Source organism: Kineococcus mangrovi, from assembly GCF_041320705.1.
Classification (GTDB): domain Bacteria; phylum Actinomycetota; class Actinomycetes; order Actinomycetales; family Kineococcaceae; genus Kineococcus; species Kineococcus mangrovi.
This window is the reverse complement of the sequence record NZ_JBGGTQ010000003.1, coordinates 79313-103529: the sequence shown is the minus strand read 5'-3', so window position 1 is coordinate 103529 and position 24217 is coordinate 79313. Positions and strand designations below refer to the sequence as shown.

At 76.1% G+C, this 24217-nt stretch carries 21 protein-coding genes and 2 pseudogenes; 14 read left to right on the top strand and 9 right to left on the bottom strand.

Annotation, left to right across the window (positions count from 1 at the left end; genetic code table 11):
- The first annotated feature begins 45 nt into the window (after positions 1 to 45).
- A complete protein-coding gene (locus tag AB2L28_RS06620) occupies positions 46 to 687 on the top strand; it encodes a copper resistance CopC family protein (RefSeq protein WP_370717963.1) in 642 nt (213 codons plus the stop codon).
- On the opposite strand, the gene AB2L28_RS06615 is transcribed toward AB2L28_RS06620, so the two are convergent.
- Positions 659 to 1876, bottom strand: coding sequence for an MFS transporter (locus AB2L28_RS06615; protein WP_370717962.1), 1218 nt, complete (start codon positions 1874 to 1876; stop codon positions 659 to 661). The two genes, AB2L28_RS06620 and AB2L28_RS06615, sit on opposite strands and share 29 nt — an antisense overlap.
- A gap of 100 nt (positions 1877 to 1976) precedes the next feature.
- On the opposite strand from AB2L28_RS06615, the gene AB2L28_RS06610 reads away from it, so the two are divergent.
- Positions 1977 to 2876 (top strand): LysR family transcriptional regulator, encoded by a 900-nt coding sequence (locus tag AB2L28_RS06610; RefSeq protein WP_370717961.1) that lies wholly within the window; start codon positions 1977 to 1979, stop codon positions 2874 to 2876.
- A gap of 163 nt (positions 2877 to 3039) precedes the next feature.
- On the opposite strand, the gene AB2L28_RS06605 is transcribed toward AB2L28_RS06610, so the two are convergent.
- Entirely contained in the window at positions 3040 to 3663 is a 624-nt protein-coding gene (locus AB2L28_RS06605) for a superoxide dismutase (RefSeq protein WP_370717960.1), read from the bottom strand.
- Between the two features lie 187 nt (positions 3664 to 3850).
- On the opposite strand from AB2L28_RS06605, the gene AB2L28_RS06600 reads away from it, so the two are divergent.
- The 5 genes and pseudogenes from AB2L28_RS06600 to AB2L28_RS06580 all read left to right on the top strand — a co-directional run bounded on the left by AB2L28_RS06600 (position 3851) and on the right by AB2L28_RS06580 (position 9826).
- Positions 3851 to 4609 carry an HAD family hydrolase gene (locus AB2L28_RS06600; protein WP_370717959.1) on the top strand — a complete coding sequence of 253 codons (759 nt, stop codon included), beginning with the start codon at positions 3851 to 3853 and terminating at the stop codon, positions 4607 to 4609.
- Between the two features lie 129 nt (positions 4610 to 4738).
- Positions 4739 to 5128 carry a cold-shock protein gene (locus AB2L28_RS06595; protein ID WP_370717958.1) on the top strand — a complete coding sequence of 130 codons (390 nt, stop codon included), beginning with the start codon at positions 4739 to 4741 and terminating at the stop codon, positions 5126 to 5128.
- Complete coding sequence (locus AB2L28_RS06590; protein WP_370717956.1) at positions 5125 to 6015, top strand: DUF3027 domain-containing protein; 891 nt, start codon at positions 5125 to 5127, stop codon at positions 6013 to 6015. The genes AB2L28_RS06595 and AB2L28_RS06590 overlap by 4 nt, the downstream gene beginning before the upstream one ends.
- A gap of 5 nt (positions 6016 to 6020) precedes the next feature.
- Positions 6021 to 6515 (top strand): annotated as a pseudogene (locus AB2L28_RS06585) (sacsin N-terminal ATP-binding-like domain-containing protein); the annotation flags it as partial.
- Between the two features lie 2702 nt (positions 6516 to 9217).
- On the top strand, positions 9218 to 9826 hold the full coding sequence (locus tag AB2L28_RS06580; RefSeq protein WP_370717955.1) for a hypothetical protein: 609 nt from the start codon (positions 9218 to 9220) through the stop codon (positions 9824 to 9826).
- Positions 9827 to 9966: 140 nt separating this feature from the next.
- Here the strand turns inward: AB2L28_RS06580 and AB2L28_RS06575 are convergent, their stop codons facing one another.
- Complete coding sequence (locus AB2L28_RS06575; protein WP_370717954.1) at positions 9967 to 10206, bottom strand: DUF2530 domain-containing protein; 240 nt, start codon at positions 10204 to 10206, stop codon at positions 9967 to 9969.
- 54 nt (positions 10207 to 10260) lie between these two features.
- Here AB2L28_RS06575 and AB2L28_RS06570 point away from each other — a divergent pair, with 54 nt between their 5' ends.
- On the top strand, positions 10261 to 11034 hold the full coding sequence (locus tag AB2L28_RS06570) for an SDR family NAD(P)-dependent oxidoreductase (protein WP_370717953.1): 774 nt from the start codon (positions 10261 to 10263) through the stop codon (positions 11032 to 11034).
- Positions 11035 to 11184: 150 nt separating this feature from the next.
- Positions 11185 to 12096 (top strand): annotated as a pseudogene (locus tag AB2L28_RS06565) (aminotransferase-like domain-containing protein).
- On the opposite strand, the gene AB2L28_RS06560 reads toward AB2L28_RS06565, so the two are convergent.
- Positions 12085 to 14307 carry a putative bifunctional diguanylate cyclase/phosphodiesterase gene (locus tag AB2L28_RS06560; RefSeq protein ID WP_370717952.1) on the bottom strand — a complete coding sequence of 741 codons (2223 nt, stop codon included), beginning with the start codon at positions 14305 to 14307 and terminating at the stop codon, positions 12085 to 12087. The pseudogene AB2L28_RS06565 and the gene AB2L28_RS06560 sit on opposite strands and share 12 nt — an antisense overlap.
- A 158-nt stretch (positions 14308 to 14465) precedes the next feature.
- Here AB2L28_RS06560 and AB2L28_RS06555 point away from each other — a divergent pair, with 158 nt between their 5' ends.
- Genes AB2L28_RS06555 through AB2L28_RS06545 form a run of 3 tightly spaced genes read left to right on the top strand, consistent with a single transcriptional unit; the run spans position 14466 to position 17503 of the window.
- Complete coding sequence (locus AB2L28_RS06555) at positions 14466 to 14960, top strand: MarR family winged helix-turn-helix transcriptional regulator (RefSeq protein ID WP_370717951.1); 495 nt, start codon at positions 14466 to 14468, stop codon at positions 14958 to 14960.
- Positions 14957 to 16243: an MFS transporter gene (locus AB2L28_RS06550; RefSeq protein ID WP_370717950.1), complete on the top strand. Its 1287-nt coding sequence runs from the start codon at positions 14957 to 14959 to the stop codon at positions 16241 to 16243. The genes AB2L28_RS06555 and AB2L28_RS06550 overlap by 4 nt, the downstream gene beginning before the upstream one ends.
- Positions 16244 to 16276: 33 nt before the next feature.
- Positions 16277 to 17503, top strand: coding sequence for a class I SAM-dependent methyltransferase (locus AB2L28_RS06545; RefSeq protein WP_370717949.1), 1227 nt, complete (start codon positions 16277 to 16279; stop codon positions 17501 to 17503).
- Here AB2L28_RS06545 and AB2L28_RS06540 read toward each other — a convergent pair.
- Together AB2L28_RS06540 and serC are read right to left on the bottom strand one after the other, a co-directional pair.
- Complete coding sequence (locus AB2L28_RS06540) at positions 17488 to 17787, bottom strand: DUF1540 domain-containing protein (protein ID WP_370717948.1); 300 nt, start codon at positions 17785 to 17787, stop codon at positions 17488 to 17490. The genes AB2L28_RS06545 and AB2L28_RS06540 overlap by 16 nt on opposite strands.
- A 74-nt stretch (positions 17788 to 17861) precedes the next feature.
- Positions 17862 to 19013, bottom strand: a complete 1152-nt coding sequence (gene serC, locus AB2L28_RS06535) for a phosphoserine transaminase (RefSeq protein WP_370717947.1) — start codon at positions 19011 to 19013, stop codon at positions 17862 to 17864.
- 67 nt (positions 19014 to 19080) lie between these two features.
- On the opposite strand from serC, the gene AB2L28_RS06530 reads away from it, so the two are divergent.
- Positions 19081 to 19500 carry a DUF1810 domain-containing protein gene (locus AB2L28_RS06530; protein WP_370717946.1) on the top strand — a complete coding sequence of 140 codons (420 nt, stop codon included), beginning with the start codon at positions 19081 to 19083 and terminating at the stop codon, positions 19498 to 19500.
- A 67-nt stretch (positions 19501 to 19567) separates the two neighbouring features.
- Here the strand turns inward: AB2L28_RS06530 and AB2L28_RS06525 are convergent, their stop codons facing one another.
- The gene (locus AB2L28_RS06525) at positions 19568 to 20428 is read right to left on the bottom strand and encodes a sugar phosphate isomerase/epimerase family protein (RefSeq protein ID WP_432526082.1); all 861 of its coding nucleotides are present in this window, start codon (positions 20426 to 20428) and stop codon (positions 19568 to 19570) included.
- 124 nt (positions 20429 to 20552) lie between these two features.
- Here AB2L28_RS06525 and AB2L28_RS06520 point away from each other — a divergent pair, with 124 nt between their 5' ends.
- Positions 20553 to 21566, top strand: a complete 1014-nt coding sequence (locus AB2L28_RS06520) for a YeiH family protein (protein WP_370717945.1) — start codon at positions 20553 to 20555, stop codon at positions 21564 to 21566.
- Positions 21567 to 21641: 75 nt separating this feature from the next.
- Here the strand turns inward: AB2L28_RS06520 and AB2L28_RS06515 are convergent, their stop codons facing one another.
- Together AB2L28_RS06515 and AB2L28_RS06510 are read right to left on the bottom strand one after the other, a co-directional pair.
- Positions 21642 to 22652, bottom strand: coding sequence for a LacI family DNA-binding transcriptional regulator (locus AB2L28_RS06515; protein ID WP_370717944.1), 1011 nt, complete (start codon positions 22650 to 22652; stop codon positions 21642 to 21644).
- A gap of 105 nt (positions 22653 to 22757) precedes the next feature.
- Positions 22758 to 24209: a hypothetical protein gene (locus tag AB2L28_RS06510; protein WP_370717943.1), complete on the bottom strand. Its 1452-nt coding sequence runs from the start codon at positions 24207 to 24209 to the stop codon at positions 22758 to 22760.
- Positions 24210 to 24217: the final 8 nt, after the last annotated feature.

Sequence of the window (24217 nt, the reverse complement as noted above, 5' to 3'; positions counted from 1 at the left end):
AAGGCCCGGAACCCGCCCGTCTACGACGCTGAGTAGTCTCGGCTCGTGCCGACCACCGCCACCCACCGGTCCACCGCTCCCGCCCCGCCCCGCGGAGGCGCCCGTCGGGCACTGCTGGCGACGGCGGCCGCAGGGCTCGCGCTCGGCGGCGGACTGCTCGGCGCCGGTCCGGCCGCGGCCCACGACCGCCTGGAGTCCACGAACCCCGCCGACGGCACCACCGTCGCGACGGCCCCGGACGCCGTCGTCCTCACGATGTCGTCCCCGCCCCTCGCGCTGGGCACCCTCGTCCGGGTCACCGGGCCCGACGGCACCGTCGTCTCCGGCGGGGACCCGCAGATCGTCGACACCGACGTCAGCGAACCCCTCACCGGTCCCCGGCCCGCCGGCACCTACCAGGTGGACTGGCGGATCACGTCCTCCGACGGGCACCCCGTGTCCGGGACGTTCTCGTTCACCGCGACCGGTGCCGCGGGCAGCGCGGAGACGTCCCCCGCCAGCCCCGCCCCGTCCACGACGTCCCCCGCCGCGGGGGACTCCCCCGGTTCCTCCAGCCCGGCCGTCGTCGACCCCTCCAACCCCGTCGCCTCCGACGGGAACGGTGGCCTCATCGTCGCCGGGATCGCCGCCGTCGTGGTCGTCGGCGGCATCGGCGGGTTCATCGGCTACCGGCGCCGGCAGCGCTGAGGACCCGCCCCGTCCGCTCCAGGCGCAGGTCGAGGAACCAGACGAGGACCACGAGGACGCCGAAACCCGCCCCCACGGCGCTCACGAGCGGCCAGCCCCCCGCGCTCCACGCCAGCGACCCCACGGCCGACCCCAGCGCACCCCCGGCGAAGTACGTCGTCATGTAGACCGAGTTCAGCCGCGCCCGCGCGTCCGGCCGCAACGGGTAGACGACGTTCTGGTTCGAGACGTGCACCGCCTGCAGGAACATGTCCGCCAGGCCGAACCCGAGGACGAACAGCAGCAGCGACGTCAGCCACACCGAGCTGGACAGCCCCAGCAGACCCCACGTCGCGACGAGCCCGACGGCGCCGATCCCCGTGGCCCACTGACCGCGACCGGCGTCGGCCATCCGCCCGGCGACCGAGGCCATCGAGGCACCGGCCACCCCGGCGAGCCCGACGAGCCCGATCTGCAGCTCCGACAACCCGAAGCGCGGCCCGGCCAGCAGGAACGTCGTCGTGGCGAACAGCACGGAGACCCCGGCGAAACCCAGGCCCCCGAGCAGGGCGCGCGTGCGCAGCCGCGGCAGCTCGGCGACGAGCCGCGCGGCCGAGGCGAGCGTGGCCAGGTACCCCCCGGACGACGTCGGGACGCTGCGCGGCAGCCTGCGGCGCAACAGGACCGCGATGACGACCAGCCCCACCGCGACGAGCGCGTAGGGGGCGTGCCAGCCGCCGACCTCGGCGAGCGCGCCCGACACGCTGCGCGCCAGCAGGGCCCCCACGAGCAACCCGCTCATCACCGTGCCGACGGCGCGGCCCTCCCGGCCGGGTTCGGCCAGTTCCGCGGCGAACGGGACCAGCACCTGCGCCGCGACCGAGAACACACCCGCCACGGCGGTGCCCACCACGAGCACCGCGTAGGACGGCGCGAGCGCGCAGACGGCGTGCCCGGCCGCGGCCAGCAGCGCGAGGGTCACGAGCAGCCGGCGTCGTTCGAGCAGGTCGCCGAGCGGGACCACGAGCAGGAGCCCCACCCCGTAGGAGACCTGCGCGACGGTGACGAGGGCGGCCGCCGGGCCGTCCCCGACGCCGAGGTCGGAGGCGATGGTGTCGAGCAGCGGCTGGTTGACGTAGTTGCCGCCGACCGTCAGGCCGGTCGTGACGGCCATGAGCAGCAGCAGCGGGCGGGTGAGCACGGGGGTCATCGTGCGCCCCGCCCGATCCGGTGTCCAAGCGATCGGACGGTGCCCACCGATCGCGATCCGCGATCGACACCCCGGGCCGGCACCGCCGAGACTGACCCCCGTGACGCCGTTGCAGCTCCGGTGCGTCCTCGCGGTCGCCGAGGACCTGCACTTCACGCGCGCCGCGGCGCACCTCGGGATCGCGCAGTCCGCGCTGAGCCACCAGGTCGCCGCCCTGGAGGCCGAGCTGGGGACGAGGCTGTTCGAGCGGACCAGCCGCCGCGTCCGGCTGACGGCCGCCGGGACCGCGCTGCTGCCCCGCGCCCGGGCGGTGCTCGCCGAGCTGGACCGGCTGCGCACCGACGTCGTCGCCGCCGGTGGCGCGGTCGCCGGCCGCCTGCGCATCGGGGCCGTCCCCACCCTGCCCGAGGTGCGGCTGGCCGACGTCCTCGCGGAGCTGCACCGCCGCCACCCCGCCGTCCGCGCCTCCGTCGCGGTGCAGGGCAGCGACACCACGCTGGCCGCGGTCGCGGACGGGTCCCTGGACGTGGGGTTCGTCGGGCTGGCGCTGTCCGAACCGCCCGCCGGGGTGGAGCGCCGGCTCCTGGCGGTCGAGCGCCACGTCGCCGTCGTCGCGGCCGACGACCCCTGGCGCGCCCGGCGCCGCGTGCGGCTGCGCGACGTCGCCACCCGCCCGTGCGTGGACTTCCCCGCCGGCACCGGCGGGCGGCGCCAGACCGACGCCGCCTTCGCGGCCGCCAGCCTCGTGCGGGACGTCGTCGTGGAGTCCGACGACGTCGCCCTGCTGCTGGACCTGGTCCGCCGGGGCGTGGGGACGGCGCTGCTGACCGCCTCCTCGGTGCCCGACCTCGCCGGCCTGCGCACGGTGGCGGTCGTGGACGGCCCGGCGCGGCGCAGCGCGGTCCTGCACGCCGGGGACGGGGCGTCGGCGGCGGCGCGCGCCTTCCTCGCCGAGCTCGACCGGCACCTGCCCGCGGACCCGGCGCCGGCGCGGGGGTGAGCGGCGCGACGCCCCCACCGGGACACCCCCGGGTGTTCCCGCGTCCGGTCCGGCGCGGGTGCCGGTGTCGGGCCGACCCCGTGGACGCAGGGAGGGGCAGGACCCGCCCGGGTCCTGCCCCTCCCTCAGCACCGACCGGCGGTGCGTCCCGGGCCGCGTCCGGTCAGGGGACGATGAGGCCGTTGGTCTGAGTGCGGGCGCGCTCGAAACGCTGCTGGGCGTCGGCCCAGTTCACCACGTTCCACCACGCCTTGACGTAGTCGGGCTTGACGTTCTTGTAGTCCAGGTAGAACGCGTGCTCCCACATGTCCAGCACGACGATCGGGACCAGGCCCAGGGCCAGGTTGCCCTGCTGGTCGTACAGCTGGACGTTGATCAGCTTCTGCCCGATGGAGTCCCAGGCCAGGATCGACCAGCCCGAGCCCTGGATGCCCAAGGCGGTGGCGGCGAAGTGCTTCTGGAAGCCGTCGAAGGAGCCGAAGTCGGCGTCGATGGCCGCGGCCAGCTCACCGGTGGGCTTGTCCCCGCCCTCGGGGGACAGGTTGGGCCAGAACACCGAGTGGTTGACGTGGCCGCCGAGGTTGAAGGCCAGGTTCTTCTCGTGCAGGTTGACCGTGGCCAGGTCGTCCTTGGAGCGGGCCTCGGCCAGCTTCTCCAGGGCGGTGTTGACACCGCTCACGTAGGTGGCGTGGTGCTTGTCGTGGTGCAGCTCCATGATCGCCCCGGAGATGTGGGGCTCGAGCGCGGAGTAGTCGTAGGGCAGATCCGGAAGGGTGTACTCAGCCATGCCTTCTCCTCGTCAGCGATCGTCGGCGCGGGGCGGGCGGCGGTTCGCGTCCGCTCGACACCGCCTCGCACCCGTGACCTTCGCGCAGCTCCCGGGGGTGCGCAACCGGCGTCCGCCACCCTCTCACCGCTTGATCACGCCTCCACGCCCGGGGTCCCGCGCCCGGGGCGCCACGTAGGGTCCCCCCATGACGCCCGCGCCGGACCCAGCGCCCGAGCCCCGCGCCGCCGGCTCCCCGGCCCCCGCCCCGCGCGCACCGGTGGTCGGCTTCGACCTCGACATGACCCTCGTCGACTCCAGCGCCGGCATCACCGCCACGCTGCGGGCGGTCCTGGCCGAGGTCGGCGTGACGGTGACGGCGGCCGACACCTGGCCGTACGCGGGGATGCCGCTGGAGCTGATCCTGGCCGGGCTCGCCCCGGGCACCCCGGCCGGGCAGCTCGAGGTCCTGCGGGCGCGCTACCGGCACCTCTACCCCTCCCTCGGCGTCGCCTCCGTCCGCGCCTACCCCGGTGCCGCCGCGGCCCTCGCGGCACCCGCGGCCCACGGCGGGCGCAGCGTCGTCGTCAGCGCCAAGCACACGCCGAACGTCCACCGCGTCCTGTCCGCGACCGGCCTGGCCGGTGCCGTCGCCGAGGCCGACGTGACCGGCGACCTCTTCGCCGAGGACAAGGGGACCCGGCTCGCGCAGCTCGGCGCGACCGCCTACGTCGGGGACCACCCCGGCGACGTGCGGGCGGCCGCCGTGGCCGGGGCCGTCGCGGTGGCGGTCACCACGGGCTCGCACGACGCCGCAGCGCTCCTGGAGGCCGGCGCGGACGTCGTGCTGACCAGCCTGGAGGACTTCCCCGGCTGGCTGGCCACGCACGTCGAGGACCTGCGCACGGACCCGTCCCCGGCGACCGCCCGGGGCGAGGGTGAGCGGGCGGCACCGCTGCCCGGTTAACCTGGTACGACGGTCCGCGCACCGCCGACCCCCGTGGTCGGCCGGTCGCCGGGCCCGCTCAGACACTGGACGCACCCGCCGGTGCGCGCGGCCCCCCGCTGCGCCCGGCACCGCAGGCTGGAGAAGTTCGTGCCGACTGGCAAGGTCAAGTGGTTCGACGCCGACAAGGGGTTCGGCTTCCTCGCCGCCGAGGGCGGTGAGGAGGTCTTCGTGCACGCCTCGGCGCTGCCCGCGGGCACCGCGACCCTCTCGAAGGGCACGCGCGTCGAGTTCGGCGTCGTGCAGGGCAAGAACGGCAACCAGGCGCTGTCCGTGCGCGTCCTGGACCCGGTGCACTCGGTGAGCCGCGCCACCCGCAAGAAGCCCGAGGACGTGGTCCCGATCGTCGAGGACCTCATCAAGCTGCTCGAGGGCGTCTCCGGGTCGCTGCGGCGGGGCCGCTACCCCGACGCCTCCGGTGCGCGCAAGACCGCCGCCGTGCTGCGGGCCGTCGCCGACGACCTCGAGGCGGGAGCGTGAGCGGGAACGCCGTCGAGGACGAGGCCACCACCCCCGCCGCCAAGCGGGCCCGCCGGCCGCGCAAGCCCACCCTCGACGCCGCCGCCGCGGGCGCCGTGGACCTGGCCCGCGCCGCGGCCGAGGAGGTCGCCGACACCGGCACCGTCGGGGAGCACCTCGGCGCCGTCCCCGAGGGCGACCGCGTCGTCAGCCACACCTTCGCGTGCCTGCTGCCGGGGTACCGCGGCTGGCGCTGGACGGTCACCGTCACCCGCGCCTCCCGCGCCCGCAACGTCACCGTCAACGAGGTCTGCCTCCTGCCCGGTGACGACGCGCTGCAGCCGCCGGCGTGGCTGCCGTGGGCCGAACGCCTCGCCCCCGGCGACGTCGGTCCGCAGGACACGCTGCCGCGCAAGGCGGACGACCCGCTGCTGGAACCGGGCTTCGAGGAGACCGGGGACGAGGACCTCGACCGCGTCGCCCTGCACGAACTCGGCCTGGGCCGCGAGCGCGTGCTGTCCGCGCTGGGCCGGGACGAGGCCGCGACGCGCTGGTACGAGGGCGACCGCGGGCCCCGCACCGAGATCGCCGAGAACGCCAAGGGGCAGTGCTCCACGTGCGGGTTCTTCCTCCCCCTCGCCGGCTCGCTGCGCCAGGTGTTCGGGGCCTGCGCGAGCGAGTGGTCGCCCGAGGACGGTCGCGTCGTGAGCGCCGACCACGGCTGCGGCGCGCACAGCGAGACCGACGTCGAGGTGACCCCGGACGAACCGGCCACGAGGGTCGTCGACGACCTGTCCCCCGACGCCCTCGACGTCGTGGAGACCGCGGCGCTCGTGGCCGGGCAGACCCCCGCCGGCGAGGACGCGGACGGGGACACCGACGAGGACGCGGTCGAGGCGACCAGCTGAGCGGGGTGGCCGCGCTCCCCGACCCCTTCGGCACGGCGGCGCTGCGCGAACGCGTCCTGACCGCCTGGAGCGCCTCCCCCGCGCGGTTGCGGGAGGACGCGAACACCGAGGAGGACGCGGCGCTCGGCGCCTACCGCGACCGGCTCGTCGTCGAGCTGGCCCAGAACGCGGCCGACGCCGCGACCGCGGGCGACGTCCCCGGCCGCCTCGTCCTGCGCCTGGTCGACGACCCCGCCGGCGGTCCCGGGACGTTGCTCGCCGCCAACACCGGCGCCCCGCTGACCGCGGCCGGGGTGGAGGGGCTGTCCACCCTGCGCGCGAGCGCCAAGGCGAGCGCCGGAGCGAGCGCGGACCGGGGTGGGGACGGGACGGTGGGTCGCTTCGGCGTGGGGTTCGCCGCCGTCCTGACGGTCACCGACTCCCCCGCGCTGCGCTCGCGCGACGGCGCGGTGCGGTTCTCCCGCGACGACTCCGCCGACCTCGTCCGACGGCTGGGCGGACCCGGGGCCGCCGCCGAGCTCGCCACCCGCGACGGTCACGTCGCCGCGCTGCGGATGCCGTTCCCCGCCCCGGACGCCGCCGCCGTCCCGGCCGGCCACGACACGGTCGTGGAGCTGCCGCTGCGCGACGGCGCCGCCCGCGCCCTTGTGGAGTCCCAGCTCGACGAGCTCGTGGGCGGTGGCGGTGACGTGCTGCTGCTCGCGCTGCCGGGGCTGTCCGAGGTCGTCGTCGAGCGCCCCGGCGCGGCGCGCGTGCGGATCGCCGACGTCACCGACCGCTGGCGCGTGCTGCGCCGCACGGGCCGGTTCGACCCGGCCGACGTCGCCGACCGCGGCGTGGAGGACCGGCGTCGCCCGGGGTGGCAGCTCACGTGGGCGCTGCCCCTCGCCGAGCCCGTCCGGTCCCCGGGCGTGCTGTGCTCCCCCACCCCCACCGACGAGGACCTGCCGTGGGAGGCCCTGCTCGTCGCCACCTTCCCGCTGGGCCCGGACCGGCGCCGGCTCGCCCCGGGCCGGGCCACCGACGTCCTGCTCGACGCGGCCGCCGACGCCTACGGCGACCTGCTCGCGCAGGTCGCCGCCGACGGCGGTGACGCGCTGGCGCTGGTCCCGTACGGCGCCGCCGCCGGCCGGGTCGACGCCGAGCTGCGGCGGCGGGTCCTGGACCGCGCCCGCGACGTGCCGCTGCTGCTGTGCGTGGAGACCGTCGACGGCGCCCCCCTGCCGGTCCGGCCGTCGACGGCCGTCGCGCTCACGGGGCCGGGCGCCGACGACCCCGCCCTGCTCGCCGCTCTCGCCCCGGCGCTCGCCGGTCTCGTGGCCGCCCCCCGCGGCGTGGACCGGCTGCTCACCGACCTCGGTGTCGTGCGGATGGGACTGGCCGAGGTGCTGGACGTGCTGCCCGGTCGGGACACCGCGAGCGGTCGCGCCCTGTTCGCCGCGCTCGCCCCCCTGGCCGCGGCCGACCCCGTCGCCCGGGAGGCGATGAGCGGTCTGCCGGTCCCCCTGCTGGACGGCCGCCGAGTGCACGGGGTGCGGGGGCTGGTGCTCCTCGACGGCGGCACCGTCCTGCCCCCGGACGCCGCCGAGCTGCTGGGGCAGCACGGCCTGCGGGTCGTCGACCCGGCCGTGGCCGACGGTCCCGCCCGCGACCTGCTCGTGCGGCTCGGTGCCCGCGAGGGCGGCCCCTGGGCGCTGCTCACCGACCCCGCCGTCCGCGCGGCGGTCGCGGCCTCCCCCGACGCCGAGGACCCGGACGCCGTGGCCGAAGCGGTGCTGTCCGTCGTCGAGGCCGTCGTACGCCCGCTGGGAGCGGGGGCGGCCGATACGGCTGCGGTGGACCGGGTGGCGCGCGAGCTGCCCTGGCTGGCGGACCTCGCGCTGCCCGACGAGGCCGACGACCTCGCCCCCGCCGGCTCGCTCGTCGTGCCGGGAACGCTCGCCGCGCGGGCGTTCGACCCCGCCGAGGTCGCCCCGGTGCACCCGGACCTGCTGCGGGAGTGGGGCTCCGACGTCCTGTGCGCCGTGGGCGTCCTCACCGGCCCGGCGCTCGTGGCCCTCCCGGCGCTGGACCTGGCCGACCCCGCAGCCCTCGAGGAGACCGCCGAGCGGGGGCTCGCGGACGTCGCGGAGTACGTCGCGGAGGTCTGGGCGGACGTCGTCGACGACGCCCTGGACGGCACCGCGGTCGAGGACGTCGTCGCCGTCCGCGACCTCGACCTCGTCGTCGGGGCCTGGCCGGAGCTGATCGCCGCGCTGGCCGCCGACCCGGTGGGGACGCAGGCCCTGACGGCGGACTGGGTCCTCGGCGGGCACCGCCGCACCGGGTACACGGCCTGGTGGCTGCGCCGGCACGGCCCGTGCACCGACGTGGTGCGCGAGCGGGCGGGGTCGGCCCCCGCCTGGCTGGCGGCCGCGCCCGACTGGCTCGCCGCGCTGCCCGCTCCGGTCCGCCGGTCGCTGGGTGTCCTCGACGACCTCGCGGGAGCGGGGACCGCCGACCTGGCCGGTCTCCTGCGGCGCAGCGCCCGCGCGGTCGGCACGGCGGACGGGCCCACCGCCGCGGACCTGCCGGCCCTGTGGGGCGCCCTCGGGCGCGCCTGCGCCGACCTGCCGGACCTGGACGTCCCGCACCTGGCCGCCCTGGCCGCGGACGGGTCGGTCGTCGCCGCCGACGCGGGCGCCGTCGTCGTCCCCGACGACGCCGCGTGGGCCCAGCGGACCGACCTCGGCCCCCGCCTGCTCGTCCCGGCGGCGCACGCCGTCCGGGTCGCCGACCTCCTCGACCTCGACCTCGCCTCCGACCGCGCCGACGGGGTCGTGGCGCACCCCGCGGGCGCGGAGCGGACCGTCCCCGCCGCGGCGTCCGCGCTGGTGCCCGCGGTGGCGCGGACGTGGACCGAGGTGGCGGAGCTGACGTGCGACGGCGTCCCCGTGGGGTTCTGGCCGGTGGACGGCGCCGTCGTGGCCACGTCGACCGTGGACGCGGCGCGGGGGTTGGCCCTGGCGGCGGGCGCGTGGTGGGCGCGGACCGCGCTGGCCGCGCTCCTCGGCGACGACGCCGACCTGGCCGCGCGGGTGCTGGCCGAGGAACTGCCCGGGCTGGGCTGAACCGCTCACGCTGCAGCGCCGCCGGTGGCGGTGCGGGCGGGTCGGGTGGGGACTGCCCGCGTGATCACTCCCGGCGCCGCTAGCGTTGACGGGTGCTGGAAGACCGCCCCGTGCCTCGTGGCCTGCTGGACGGCGTGGTCGTCGGTCTGGTGCTCATGGCCGTCTTCACCACCGCCTGGAGCGCCAACACCCTCGGGACCTGGCCCGGTGCCGCGGGCACGGTCATCACCGCGGTGGGCGTGCTGGCCGGCGCCTGGTTCGTGGTCACCGCGGTGCGGCTGGTCCGCACCCGCAGGCTCGCGAGCACGGTGGTGACGCCCGAGCAGGAGCGCTGGCAGAAGCGCAGCGGGACGGCTTTCGGAGTGGTCTTCGCCGTCGAGGCCGTGCTCGTCGTGGCCGCTGCCAACGTGCTGAGCGCCATCGACCGCCCCGACCTCGTGCTGCCCGCCATCGCTCTGGTCGTGGGGCTGCACTTCTACCCGATGGCGCGGATCTTCCGGCGGCGCATCGACACCTGGCTCGCCACCGCGCTGAGCGCGGTCGGACTGGCGGGGCTGCTGACGCTGCTGCTCACCGGCGCCGACCGCGACACCGTGCGGGGTCTCGTGGCCTGCGGTGCGGCGCTCACCACCGGCACCTACGGCGCGTACTTCACGCGGCTGGCCTCGGGCCTGCTCTCCCGGTCGGCGCTCGCCCGCTGACCCCGCAGCGGTCGTCCGCCCACGCACCCCGAGGACCTGCCCGCCCGCGCTGCGGCCTCTCGGGCGGTGCTCGACGCGCGGACGTGCCGCCCCGCGCCGAGCGGCACGTCACCGGGTGGGCCCGTCGCGCCGGGAACCCGTCAGCGCGAGCGGCGCTCGCGGCGGTGCACGTGCGCCAGCGCGATCAGCCCGAGCACGAGCCCGGCGACGCACGAGCCGAGCCAGCGCCCCTCCCCCGTCGTCCGCACCTCCGGCACGACGAGCGCGACGACGAGCAGCAGCGCCCAGACCCCCAGCCCGACCAGGACGGCACGGCGGTCGTCGGTCTTCAGCGGCGGCGGGGACGGTTTCGCCTTCGACGGCGGCAGGAACAGGGGCACCCGCCCAGTCTCCCCCACCGTCGGGACTGCTGGGGGGTCTGCTGGGATGGGCCCATGGCCTCTTCCGACGCTGCCCCGTTCCCCCCGCACGCCGAGAACGTCCCCGGCCGCACGGCCCTGGTGACCGGCGCGAGCAGCGGCATCGGTGCCGCGACGGTGCGGGCGCTGGCCGCGGCGGGGTTCTCGACGATCGCGGCCGCCCGGCGGGTGGACCGGTTGCAGGCCCTGGCGCAGGAGGTGGGCGGCCAGGCCGTGGCCCTCGACGTGACGGACCCGGCGTCGGTCGCCGCGATGGCCGCGCAGGTCGGGGACGTCGACGTGGTCGTGCACTCCGCCGGTGGCGCGTTTGGCAGCGACCGCGTCGAGGACGGCGACCCCGAGGGGTGGAAGCGGATGTACGACGTCAACGTCGTCGGCGTCCTGCGCGTCCACCAGGCCCTGCTGCCGGGGATGCGCCGCGGGGGCAACGCACACGTCGTCGTCCTCGGTTCGATCGCGGGGTTCGAGGTGTACCCCGGTGGGGGCGGGTACACCGCCGTCAAGCACGGGGTGAACGCCCTCGTCCGGACGTTGCGCCAGGAACTGCTCGGAGAACCCGTCCGCGTCACCGAGATCGCGCCCGGCATGGTCGAGACGGAGTTCTCGCTCGTCCGCCTCGGTTCCCAGGAGGCGGCCGACAAGGTCTACGACGGCCTCGTCCCGCTGAGCGCGCAGGACGTCGCGGACGTCATCGCGTTCGCCGTGACGCGCCCGCCGCACGTCGACCTCGACAAGGTCGTGCTCCGGCCGATCGCGCAGGCCGACGCGGCGCACGTGCACCGCGCCTGACCCCTCGGTTCCCCGGCGGGCGTGGGACCGCGGGCAGCGTTCCGCACCCCGGTCGCGTCCCACCGTCCCCCCGCCGGCGTCACCACCGCCCGCTCCGGACGGTTCCGCCGCACGCCGCCTCCCGGGGAGCCCGTCGTTCCCGCGCCCTCGCTGAACCCCCGCCTGTCCGGGGTCCGTTCCTCCCCCGTCCGCGACCTGCTGGCGCTGACGGGTGTGGAGGACGTCATCTCCTTCGCCGGTGGCCTGCCCGCGCCGGAACCGTTCGACGTGGACGGGCTGCGCGCCGCCGACGACCGCGCCCTGTCCGGCCCCGGGACGTGCCGGAACCTGCAGTACGCCGCGACGGAGGGCGACCCGCGGTTGCGGGGGCTCGTGGCGCACCGGTTGACCCGGCGCGGTCGTCGCGGTGGAGGACCCCAGCTACCTCGCCGCGCTGCAGTCGTTCTCCCTGGCGGGCGCGGAACTCGTGGGTGTCGCGGTCGACGACGACGGCGCGCTGCCCGAGGCCGTCGAGGAGGTGTTCCGAACCCGTCGCCCCGCCGTCCTCCACCTCGTCCCGAACTTCACCAACCCCACCGGCCGCACCCTGGCGGCCGAACGCCGGGCGCGGACCGCCGAGCTCGCCGTCGAGCACGGCGTGTGGGTCGTCGAGGACGACCCGTACGGAGAACTGCGCTACGCGGGGTCCCGGTGCCCGCCCTGGCGGCGCAACCGGCTGCGGCGCAACACGTCCTGCACCTCGGCAGTTTCTCGAAGATCGGCGCGCCGGGATTGCGGCCGGGGTGGGCGCGGTTGCCGCGGGAACTGCGGACCGCGGTCGCCGTGGGCAGCACCTGGTCGCGACCCGACGGCGGGATGTTCACGTGGGTCCGCCTGCCGGGGGACGTCGACACCGCGGGGCTCCTGCCGGCGGCGCTGCGGCACGGCGTCGCGTTCGTGCCCGGGGAGGCGTTCCACGCCGGCGAACCCGACCGCTCCACCCTGCGCCTGTCGTTCACGACGCACTCCCCCGACCGCACCGCCGAGGGGGTCTCCCGGCTGGGCCGGACGCTACAGGCGTGAGGCCGACGGTCCGGTGGGCAGCCGCGCGGCGTCCACCGGGCGGCCGAACAACCAGCCCTGCGCACGGTCGCAGCCCATGTCCCGCAGCATCCTCGCCTGCTGCTCGGTCTCCACGCCCTCGGCGGTGACGACCATCCCGTGGGCGTGGGCGAGGCTGATGAGCGCCCGCACCACGGCCTCGGCCCGGTCGGAGGAGCCGAGCGGGCGCACGAAGCTCATGTCGATCTTGAGGAAGCTCAGCGGGAACTTGTCGAGGTAGGACAACGAGGAGTACCCCGTCCCGAAGTCGTCGAGGCCGACGCGGGCCCCGATGCTGCGCAGTTCCCCCAGGCTGGCCCGGGTGGAGGTCGACAGGTCGATGAGCGTGCGTTCGGTGACCTCGGCGAGCAGGGAACTGCCCGCCACCCCGGTCGACTCCACGCTGTGGGCGAGGCGGTGCGCGAAGGCGGGGTGTTCCAGCGTCTTGCCCGAGACGTTGAAGGACACCTGCAACCCGACGCCGTCGCGGCGCCACTCCCGCAGTTGCCGCAGGACCTCACCGAGGACCCACGTGTCGACGTCGACGATGAGCCCGGTGTCCTCGGCGGTGTCGACGAAGTGCTTGGGTTCGAGGATCCCCTCGACGGGGTCGTCGAGCCGCACGAGCGCCTCGGCGGCGACGAGCTCGGACGTGCGCAGGTCGACGATGGGTTGCCACACGACGCGCAGCCCCTCCGTGCGCAGGGCCCGGCGGACGCGGTGCTCGGCGACGTGGCGGGCCTGCGCCTCCTCGCGCATCGCCGAGTCGTAGACGGCGACGCGGTCGCGACCGCCGTCCTTGGCCCGGTACAGCGCCATGTCGGCGCTGCGGAACAGGTCGTCGGCCGTGCCGTCGTGACCCATCGCGATGCCGGCGCTGGAGGTGCAGACGAACGGTTCGGGCAGCCCGGGCAGCAGCATGGGCGCGCGCAGCCGGCGCAGGACGTCGCGGGCCATGATCGAGGCGGCCTCCACGCGACCCACCCCGGGCACCATGACGACGAACTCGTCGCCGCCGAGCCGGGCCAGGACGGCCCCGGGGGGTGCCGCGTCCTGCAGGCGGACGGCGACCTGGCGCAGCAGCGCGTCGCCGATCTGGTGGCCCAGGGTGTCGTTGACGAGCTTGAACCGGTCGAGGTCGAGCAGCACGAGCGCCACGGCGTCCTGCGCGGTCGCGCTCTGCAGCGCCTCGGCGAGGCGGAGGTCGAGGACGGAGCGGTTGGCCAGGCCGGTGAGGGAGTCGCACTGGGCGAGGCGGACGAGTTCGCCGGTGGACTTCTCCCCCGCCGAGACGTCGAGCACGAGGCCCTGCACGACGCTGGAGCTCGTCGTGGCCAGCGGGACGCTCATCCCGAGGAAGGTGCGCTCGCGGCCGTCGGCCGACGTGACGCGGAACGGGTAGGGGGCCGACGTGCCGACGTGGGCGGTGGGGTCCTCCACGCCGGTGAAGGGTCCGCGGTCGTCGGGGTGGATGCGCGAGCGCCACGCCTGCAGGTCGGGGTCGGGCTCGGCGGCGGGCAGGCCGAGCATCTCCCGCAGCCGGTCGTCGAGGGTCACGACGCCGCTGGCGGGGTCCCACGACCAGGACCCCAGGCCCGCCAGGCGCAGCGCCCCGGACAGCAGCAGCCGGGCTCCGGCGGACTCGCGGTCGGCGCGGGCGGCCTCCGCGGTCGCCACGAGGGTGCGCCAGGCGGCCCCGGCCGAGGCGGTGAGGACCTCCAGCCGCGGGGACGGCCCGGCGGCGCCGTCCTCACCGGCGCCCCACACCGCGAGCCGCGGGGCGCGGGGGTGGCCGGGGACGAGCTCGAGGACGGCGGAGGGGCACATCCGGGTGAGGTCGGCCCCGGTCAGCCTGCGGCCCGGGACGAGCGCCGGGTCGCCGCGGACGGCCAGCACCTCCAGCTCGCGGTGCCGGGACCTCGCCACGGTCTCCAGCAGCAGGACCCGCGCGCAGCAGGTCGCGTGCACCTCGGCCACGAGCTCCTCGGCGAGCGCGGCGCGGTCGGCGCACTCGCCGAAGCGGCGCTGAGCGCGCAGCAGAGCGACCCCGAGGTCGGTGGGTGGGGTGAGCGGACCGTCCCCGGAGAGGTCGATGCGCTCGTGCGGGCCTCCGCTGGGCACGACGGCGGCGGCAGCGCGTTCGAGGGCCCGTCGCGCCCGCAGGGTGGCCGACGTCGCTGGCAATCCGCTCACTGCCCGGTCCCACCCTCCGCCGGGCGGACGAGTCGTCCGCCGAACATCACACAACGTCACCAACTCTAACGCGGAGTACATGATTCTGGAACCTCATCGCGCCTGCTCAACGGTCGTTCGCAGTGGTAATTAGCGAGAGCAACGACTATGGTGTCCTCATGCCACCACCCCCCGTCCCCGGCGCCCGGGGACCGGGCACCGTGCGCACCCCCGACCCCCCGGTCGACGACGACGCCCCCCTGGACCGCCTCGCCGTCGACCTGCGCATGTCGCTCCTGCGCACCGCCCGGCGCCTGCGGGCCCAGAAGAGCCTCGACGACCTCACCGACGGGCAGTTCTCCGTCCTGGCCCACCTCGTCAACAGCGGCCCGCGCACCCCCCGCGAGCTCGCCGAGGCCGAGCACGTCCAGCCCCCCTCGATGACCCGGACCATCGCCTCCCTCGCCGAGGCCGGCCTGGTCTCGCGCACCGAGCACCCCCACGACGGCCGTCAGGTCCTCGTGGCCGTGACCGACACCGGCCGCGGCGTCGTCCTGGAGACCCGGGCCCGCCGGGCGGCGTGGCTGCGCCGTCGCCTGGAGGGCCTCAGCCCCGCCGAGCGGGCCACCCTGGCCGAGGCCGCCACCCTCCTGACGCGGGTGATCAGCGAGTGAACCAGACCTTCCGCTCCCTGCGGCACCGCGACTACCGGCTGTGGGTCAGTGGCTCCGTCGTGTCGAACATCGGCACCTGGATGCAGCGCGTGGCGCAGGACTGGCTCGTCATCCAGGTGCTCACCCAGGGGTCCGGGACGGCCGGCGGCATCACGACCGGTCTGCAGTTCGGTCCCATCCTGCTGCTGGCCCCCGTCGCCGGGACCATCGCCGACCGCTTCGACCAGCGCCGCACGCTCATGGTCACCCAGGCCGTCATGGGGTTCCTCGGGCTCGTCCTCGGGGTCCTCGTGATGAGCGGGACCGCGCAGCTGTGGCACGTCTACGTGCTCGCCGTCCTGCTCGGGTGCGCCTCGGCCATCGACGGCCCGGTGCGCCAGACGTTCGTCGGGCAACTGGTCCCCCGCGAGGACCTGCCCAACGCCATCGGCCTGAACTCGGCGTCCTTCAACTCGGCGCGACTCATCGGCCCGGCCCTCGCCGGCGTCCTCATCGCCTGGGTGGGCACCGGCCCCGTGTTCCTCGTCAACGCCGCCTCGTTCGTGGCCCCCCTGGTGATGCTCCACCTCATGCGCCCGGCGCAGCCCGCGCCACGGGTGAAGCCGGCCGGGGGCATGGGCGGCGTGCGCGAGGGCCTGGCCTACGTGCGGGCCCGGCCGGACCTGATCGCGGTCCTGGCCCTCGTCGGCGTCGTCGGGACCTTCGGGCTGAACTTCCAGCTCACCAGCGCGCTCATGACGAGCGTGAAGTTCGGCACCGACTCCGCCGGGTTCGGGCTGGCCGGGACGGTGCTCGCGGTCGGGTCGCTGGCCGGGGCTCTCGTCGCGGCCCGCCGGGAACGCCCGCGGTACCGCCTCGTCGTCGGCGCCGCCGCCGCCTTCGGGGTGCTGGCCTCGCTCGCGGCCCTCATGCCGACCTACGCGCTGTACCTGCTCGTGCTGCCGTTCATGGGTCTGGCGTCGCTGACCCTCATGACGGCCGCGAACGCGACCGTCCAGCTGAGCACCGAACCGGCCATGCGCGGACGGGTCATGGCCATCTACATGTCGCTCATGCAGGGCGGCACCGTCGTCGGCGGGCCCTTCGTCGGGTGGATGGGCACCCGGTTCGGCCCGTCGTGGTCGATCCTCGTCGGCTCGATCCCCTCGGTCGTCGTGGCCGTCCTCGTCGGGGCCTACCTCCTGCGCCGGGCCCGGGTCCGGGTGACGTACTCCTGGCGGGGGTCCCCGCACGTGCGGCTGGTCCCGGCACGCGACGACGAGCGGGACACCGCCGCGGCGTAGTCCGCGACTCCCGGGCGGGCGGACAATGGTGACGTGCCCACCGACCTGACCTCCGCCCTGGCCGACGTCCGGACCCTGCTGCTGGACACCCCGCACCTGGCCCGGGCGGTCGCGGCCGGGCGGCGCAAGGGCACCGAGGCGCCCGCCGCCGAACGGGTCGAGGTGCGGCCGGTGCTGCTCAAGGCCGGTCCGCACCTGCAGTTCACCGCCCGCACCGGCCCGGTGGTCTCCACCCGGAACGTGCCGGTGGACGCGGCGGGCGCGGCGGTCGACGACCTGCTCGCCGAGCCCTACGGCAACCTGCACGTCGAGACGGCGACGGAGGTCGTGCAGGTCCGCGTGACGAAGAAGGGCGACGCGCAGGTCCACCGCGCCGCCGCCCGGCACGAGGCGGGCCCGGTGGGCCACGACAAGGCGAAGAACCGGATCGTCGACCCCGGCGACCCGATGTTCCGCGTCCTCGGCGCCGGCGGCGACAAGCGGCGGCAGGTGGAGGCGTTCGTCCGCCAGCTCGCCCCGCTGACCGGCACCGTGCTGTCCCGCCCCGGGGACCGGCTGCGGGCGGTGGACCTCGGCTGCGGGAACGCCTACCTGACGTTCGCGGCGCACCGCTGGCTCGGGGACGCGGCGCAGGCCCGGGGCAAGGCCCTGACGACCGTGGGCGTCGACGTGCGCGAGGACGTCGTGGCGACCGGCCGGCGCGCGGCGGCCGAGGCGGGGCTGGTGGGGCTGGAGTTCGCGGTGGGCTCGATCGCGGACGCCGAACCGTTCGGGGCCGGGCACGCGGGCAGCGCACCGGACGTGGTCATGGCGTTGCACGCGTGCGACACCGCGACCGACGAAGCGCTCGCGCGGGCGGTCCGGTGGGGCGCTCCCCTCGTCCTGGCCGCTCCCTGCTGCCACCGGGACGTGCAGCGGCAGCTGCACGGCAACCGCGCCCCGCTCGTGCGGCACGCGATCCTGCGCGAGCGGTTCGCGGACGTCCTGACGGACACGCTGCGCTCGCTGGTGCTGCAGCTGCTCGGCTACCGCGTGGAAGTCGTGGAGTTCATCGACTCCGCCCACACCCCGCGGAACGCGATGATCCGCGCCGTCCGGACCGGTTCGGGCCCCCGTCCCGCCGCTCGCGCGGAGCTGCTGGCCGAGCTCGACGACCTCACGCGCACGTGGGGCGTGTCACCGGCCCTGGCCCGGATGCTGGAACCGGAGCTGGCCGCGGTGCGGACCGCGACCGGGGAGGCAGCTCAGGCCGCGCTGTAGGTCAGGCACTCCGTCCCGCCGCCGGCGGACGTCCCGACCTCGACGCTCGCGGCCGTGCACGTGAGGTCGGAGTTGTGCGAGCAGTCGGAGAGCTGGCAGGCGCCCACGTGGCCGTCGCTCGTCGGGGAGTGCTTCGTCGGGATGCCCAGGAACGTGGCGCAGTGGTTCGCGCCGTGGTCGCCGACGGTGATGGCCGGGGCGTGGCAGGACGTCGAGGCGTTGAAGGTGCAGCCTTCGGCGGAGCACTGGTGGATCGGGGTCAGGTCCAGGTTCACGGTCGCCATGGATCGAAAGTAACCAGGGAAATGCCGTACGGCTAGCCAGGAATGCCTTTCCTGGGTACGGGCGAGAATGCAGGTCAGGCTTTCCTCAGTCGTTCTGCGACGTGGTCGACGCAGGCCGTCAGGGCCCGCACGTCGTCGGGGTCGACGGCCGGGAACAGCCCGATCCGCAACTGGTTCCGACCCAGGCTGCGGTAGGGGAAGACGTCGACGATCCCGTGCTCGCGCAGCACGTCCTGCACGGCGACGGCATCGACCGAGGAGTCGAGGTCGATCGTCGCGACGACCTGCGAGCGAGCCGCCGGTTCGGCGACGAACGGGGTGGCCCACTCCCGCCGCTGCGCCCACTCGTAGACGTGCGCCGAACTCTCGGCCGTCCGCCGGACGGCCCAGTCCAGGCCGCCCCGGGCGAGCATCCACTCGACCTGCTCGGCGAGCAGGACCAGCGTCGCCACGGCCGGGGTGTTGTACGTCTGGTCCTTGCGCGAGTTCTCCACCGCGATCTGCAGGTCCAGCGAGGCCGGGGTCCACCGCCCGCTCGCCCCCACCTCCCGCACCCGGTCGAGGGCGGCCGGGGACAGCACCGCGATCCACAGACCCCCGTCGGAGGCGAAGGCCTTCTGCGGGGCGAAGTAGTACGCGTCGGCCTGGGACACGTCGACGGGCAGACCCCCGGCACCGGAGGTGGCGTCCACGACGACCAACGGGCCGCCCTGCGCGGGCGGGGGCCCGGCGGGTCGCACGACGGGCGCCATGACCCCGGTCGAGGTCTCGTTGTGCGGCCAGGCGACGACGTCGACCCCGTCTGCGACGTCACCGAGCCGCGGCAGCGTCCCGGGTTCGCCCCGCACGACGACGGGTTCGGCCAGGAACGGCGCGGCCGTCGTGGCGGCGGCGAACTTGGCGGAGAACTCCCCGAGCACGAGGTGCTGAGCCCGTTCGCGGACGAGGCAGAGCGTCGCGACGTCCCAGAACGCGGTGCTGCCGCCGTTGCCGAGGACGACCTCGTACCCCTCGGGCAGGGAGAACAGCTCGGCGAGCCCGGCGCGCACCCGCCCGACGACCGACTTCACGGGCCCCTGCCGGTGGGAGGTCCCCAGCACGTCGCGCCCGGCGGCGCTCAGGGCCGCGAGCTGGGCGGGGCGGACCTTGGACGGCCCGGACCCGAACCGCCCGTCGGCGGGCAGGAGCTCGGCCGGGATGCGCAGACCGGTGGCGGGAGCAGTCACGGGTCGCCATCCTGCCGCACCCGGCGGACGCGCCGTCCCCTCGCCCGCGCGGGGTGCTGCGGGGAGGATGGCCCCCGTGTCCGCCGACCTCGACCGCTTCGTGACCGCCTCCGACGGGACCCACGCGCGCGCCCTCGCCGAGCTGCGGGCGGGGCGCAAGACGTCGCACTGGATGTGGTGGGAGTTCCCGCAGCTGCTGCTCGGCTCCTCGCCCACGTCCATGGCCTACGCCCTCGGCGGCCTCGACGAGGCGCGCGACTACCTCGCCCACCCCGTCCTGGGCACCCGGTGGCGGGAGAACTGCGAGGTGCTGCTGGGCCAGCCGTCCCGGGACGCCGAGGAGGTGTTCGGCGGTGTCGACGCGGTCAAGCTGCGCAGCTCGGCCACCCTGTTCGCCGCGACGGGGGACGAGCTCGCCCGGCGGGTGCTGGAGGAGTTCTTCGACGGGCGCGCCGACCGGGCGACGACCGGTCTGCTGGGGTCCTGAGCGGTCCCCGTCCGCCGCCCCGCACGGGGCCGTGGCACCTGGCGCCATGCCCCCGGGCCGGGTCCGCCTAGACGAACTCCTCGAAGCGCTTGCGCAGCAGGCGCGCGACGTCGTCGGGGTCCTCGGCCCACCAGCGCTCGGACAGGATCTCCACCTCGACGGGGCCGGCGAACCCGGCGTCGGCGACGAGCCCGGACAGGTGGGGCAGGTCGATGAGGCCGTCGCCCATCATCCCGCGGTCCAGCAGCAGGTCGGAGGTCTCGGGCAGCCAGTCCGAGACGTGGTACCCGGCGACGCGCGTGCCCGCGCGGGCGATCTGCGCCGCCAGGTCGGGGTCCCACCACACGTGGTACGCGTCGACGATCACGCCCACCTCCTCGCCGGGGCCGCCGCCGAGCTCGTCGGACAGGTCGAGGGCCTGAGCGAGCGTGCTGACGACCGACCGGACGCCGATCATCATCGGGTGCAGCGGTTCGACCGCCAGGCGGACCCCGGCGGCGCGGGCGTGCGGGAGCAGGTCGGCGATGCCGTCGCGCACCCGGGCGCGGGCGCCGGCGAGGTCGCGGTCCAGCAGGGGCCCGCAGACGAGGACGAGCGCGTCCGCCTCCAGCGCCGCGGCCTCCTCGACGGCGCGGCGGTTGTCGTCGCGGACCGCGGCGGGGTCGGCGGCGGGGTCGGTGAACATCCCGCCGCGGCACACGGAGCTGACGCGCAGCCCGGCCGAGCGCACCAGCGCCGCGGCGCGGTTCAGGCCGACCGCCGCGATCTTGTCCCGCCACACGGCGATCGACCCGATCTCGTGCCGTTCGCAGGCCGCGACGGCCGCGGGCAGGTCGAGGGAGTTGAGGGTGATCTGGTTGAGGCTCAGCCGCCCGGCGTCCATGGTCCACTCCGTCGTCGTCGTCGTCTGGAATGCGCTTTCCGGCACCTTGGCACAGGGCACCTCCGCGGTCAACGCCGCCTGGTCACCGCCGCCTGGTCACCGCCTGGGCCTGTGACCCCACGGCGGACGGGCGGTTCCGCACCGTGGACCCGGGACGCAGGCTGGGACCGTGCCCCGCGTGCTCACCCGCCCCACCTCCCCCGTCACCGCGCTCCTGCCCGGCCTGCTCGTCGTCACCCTCGCGACCGTGCTCGCCCTCGGCCTGGAACGACTGACGCACGTCCTCACCGCCTCGACCGTGGCCGTCGCCCTCGGCGCCCTCGTCCGCTCCACGGGGCTCTTCCGAGCGTCGTGGAAACCCGCGACGGGGTTCGCCTCCAAGCGGGTCCTGCGCACCGCGGTCGTCCTGCTCGGCCTGCAACTGCCGCTGTCGCAGGTCCGCGACCTCGGCTGGGGCGGCGTCGTCCTCGTCGTCGGGGTCGTCACCGTGACGTTCCTCGGCACCCAGCTCCTGGGCCGGGCGCTCGGGCTCGGCCGGGACCGGTCGCTGCTCGTCGCCACCGGGTTCTCGATCTGCGGGGCGTCGGCCATCGCCGCGGTGCGACCGGCCACCGACGCCGACGAGGAGGACGTCGCGACGTCCATCGCCCTCGTGACGCTCTGCGGATCGCTGGCCATCGTGCTGCTTCCGTTGCTGCGCGGCCCGTTCGGGCTCGACGTGCACGCGTTCGGCGTCTGGGCGGGGGCGAGCGTGCACGACGTCGGCCAGGTCGTCGCGACCGGTGACCGCGTTCCGGGGGCGCTGGAGACGGCCGTCGTCGTCAAGCTGTCCCGCGTGCTGCTGCTGGCCCCGCTCGTCGCCCTGGTCGTGCTGCACCGCCGCCGGACGGTGCCGGCGTCCGGGTCCGCCGCCCGTCCCCCGGTCCTGCCGTTCTTCGTCGCCGCCTTCGTCGTCGCGGTCCTCGTGCGCGCCACCGGGCTCGTGCCGGCGGCCGCGCTCGACGGCGTGCAGCACGTGCAGTCCGTCCTCCTCGTGGCCGCCCTGTTCGCCCTCGGGACGGGCATCGACCTGCCGCACCTGCTGCGCACCGTGGGACGCTCGCTGGTGCTGGGCCTCAGCTCCTGGGTGCTCGTCGCGGGCGTGGCGCTCGCGGGGGTGCACCTGCTGCACGTCGGCACCTGAGCCCCGGGCCCGCACCCACCGCCGCCCCGCGGCTGCACCCACGCGGGACCGGACGCGGGACCGGACGCGGGCGCGTCAGGTCCCGAACTCCGCCAGCACCACCGGCACCGTCGTGCGCCGCGGCGCGGCCTGCGACCCGCCCATCCGCTCGACGAGCAGCCGCGCCGCCTGCCGGCCGACGTCCACGGGGTCGTAGGTGGCCAGGGCGACGCGGTCGACGAGCACCTCGGCGAGCTCGACGGCGTCGAACCCGCCGATGACGACGTCGGCGCCGGCGCGGTGCACGGCCAGGAGCGCGCCGACGGTCATCCGGTTGTTGTCGCAGAAGACCGCGGTGGGCGGGTGGGCCAGGGCCAGCAGGTCCTCGGTGGCCGTGCGGGCCTCGTCGCTGCTGTGCTGGTTGAACCGCAGCAGCTCCCGTTCCTCACGCACTCCCGCGGCACGCAGGGCGGCCCGGAAACCCGCGTGGCGCCTGGCGCCCGGGCCCGACCCCCGGTCGCCGCCGACGTAGCCGATGCGGCGGTGCCCGCGGTCCAGGAGCAGCTGGGTGAGCCGCCGGCTCCCCCCGGTGTTGTCCAGGAGCACGACGTCGCCGCGCACCCCCCGGGGCAACCGGTCGACGAAGACGACCGGCGCCCGCTCGGCCAGCGCCGCGTACCGGCCCTCGCGGTCCTCGGCACCGGGCACCATGAGGACCCCGTCGACGCGGCGGCGCAGCAACTCACCGACGATCTCGTCCTCCCGCACCCGGTCGCGGTCACCGCGGGCGTCCCGGCCGGTCGAGAGCAGCAGGACGACGTACCCGGCGCCCGCGGCGACGATCTCGACGCCGTGGGCGAGCTCGGCCGAGAACGGGTTGGTGAGGTCCTCCACGACGAGGGCGATCGTCGCCGTGCGCTGCCCCGGCCGCAGGGTGCGGGCGCTCTCGTTGCGCAGGAAGCCCAGAGCCGCCACCGACGCCTCGACCGTCGCGCGGGTGGCGGGGTCGACGTACTTCTCGGCGTTCACCACGCGCGAGACCGTCGAGACGCTGACCCCGGCGTGCTCGGCGACGTCCCGCATCGTGGGGGGCCGGCCCTGCCCCACGCCGTGTCCACGTCGGCCTCCTCGTCGTCGGGACGTGCCGGCGACCGCCGGCGAACGTCGTCGGGCGAGGCTAGACGACCCGCCGGGCGTCCCGGCGACGGGCCGTCACCGCAGCGGGCGCGTCCACCGGTCCAGGCGGCCGATCCGGCGCAGGGCGGTGCCCACCCCGGCCGGTGGGTCGGACACGAACGTGTCCCGCCGCCGCAGCGCCCCGAAGTCGACCCGGTGACCGCCGGGGAACTCGACCCCGGCGCCGGCGAGCACGGTGGCGAACTCCTGCGCGACGAGGCCGTACCCGCACGTCGTCGGGTGCAGGCCGTCCAGCCCGATGAGACCGCCGGCCCGCAACCGGCCGGCGTCGTCGGTGGCGGGGAAGCGGGTGTCCAGCCCCTCCAGGGCCGCTGGCAGCGGGTAGGGCGCGAACCCCGGCGGCCGTGCGCCCAGCTCCTCGTTGCGGCGCACGGCGAGCCGGTCGAGCATAGCCGCCACGTCCACGACCCGCCAGTCGCGGCCGCGGTCCCGGGCGGCGCCGACGACGTCGAGCAGGGCCCGGTTGTACCCGTCGACCGCCTGGTCCACCGCCCACGCGTCGAACCCCGTGAGGTGGCGGTCGCGGTCGGGGTCGAACGTCTCCTCGCTCGCCCACGGGCGGGCGTAGAAGCGGAAGTAGCGCCCGCACTCGGGCAGCGGGCCGCCCAGGCCGCGGGCGATCGGCGGGATCGTCACGTGCGGGACGGTCCCCCACAGGACGCGGTCGGCGTCGACGGCGGCCACGGCCCGCGCCACCTCGGCCAGCTCGGCGGTGAAGTCCGGCACGGTCCACACCGTGTAGGCGTCCTTGGCGCCGACCTCGCGGAACCGCGGCCCGCTCGCCACGACCCGCAGCTCCACGACGCTGCGCAGGACGTTGTTCGACCCCAGCCACACGCAGAGGGTCTCCACGCCGCCGTCGAGGTCGCGCACGGCCCGCAGCGACGTCAGGGCCTCCCCCGACGCCGTGCGGGACCCGTCGAGCACCTCGACGGCGGCGCGCGCGTTCGGTGCCCGCACCCGCGGGTCCAGCCTCGTCGGCGGTCCGGGGCGCAGGCGGGCGCGCTCGGTGTCCGCCGTGCGGACGAGGTGGTCGCGCAGGTCCCAGCCCCACACCGCGAGGTCCTCGTACCGGGGGCCACCCCGCGGACCCGGTGGGTGCTCGTAGGCGCGCCGGACCTCCAGGGCGTACCGGAACCCGGCGACCAGGCCCGGCAGCACGGGGCGGCCGAGGGCGCGGCGGGCCAGGAACTCCAGGTTCAGCGGGTACCCGCCGGGGCCGTGGTCGTGCGGGCGGGCGAACGGCACGCCGAGGAGGTCGGTCACGAGGGCGGGCCAGGACAGGGCCCGGTCGTGCACGGCGTAGTGCTTGAACCCCTGGGTCAGCGAGTCCCCCACCGCCGCGAACCGGTGGGCGCGGGGCCGAGCGGGAGGGGTGGGGACGTCGATCCCCAGGGTGGGGTCCTCGACGGGCGGGCGGACCGCCGTCGTCAGGGTCAGACCGAGGTCGGACGCGGCGGTCGGCACGCGCGCAG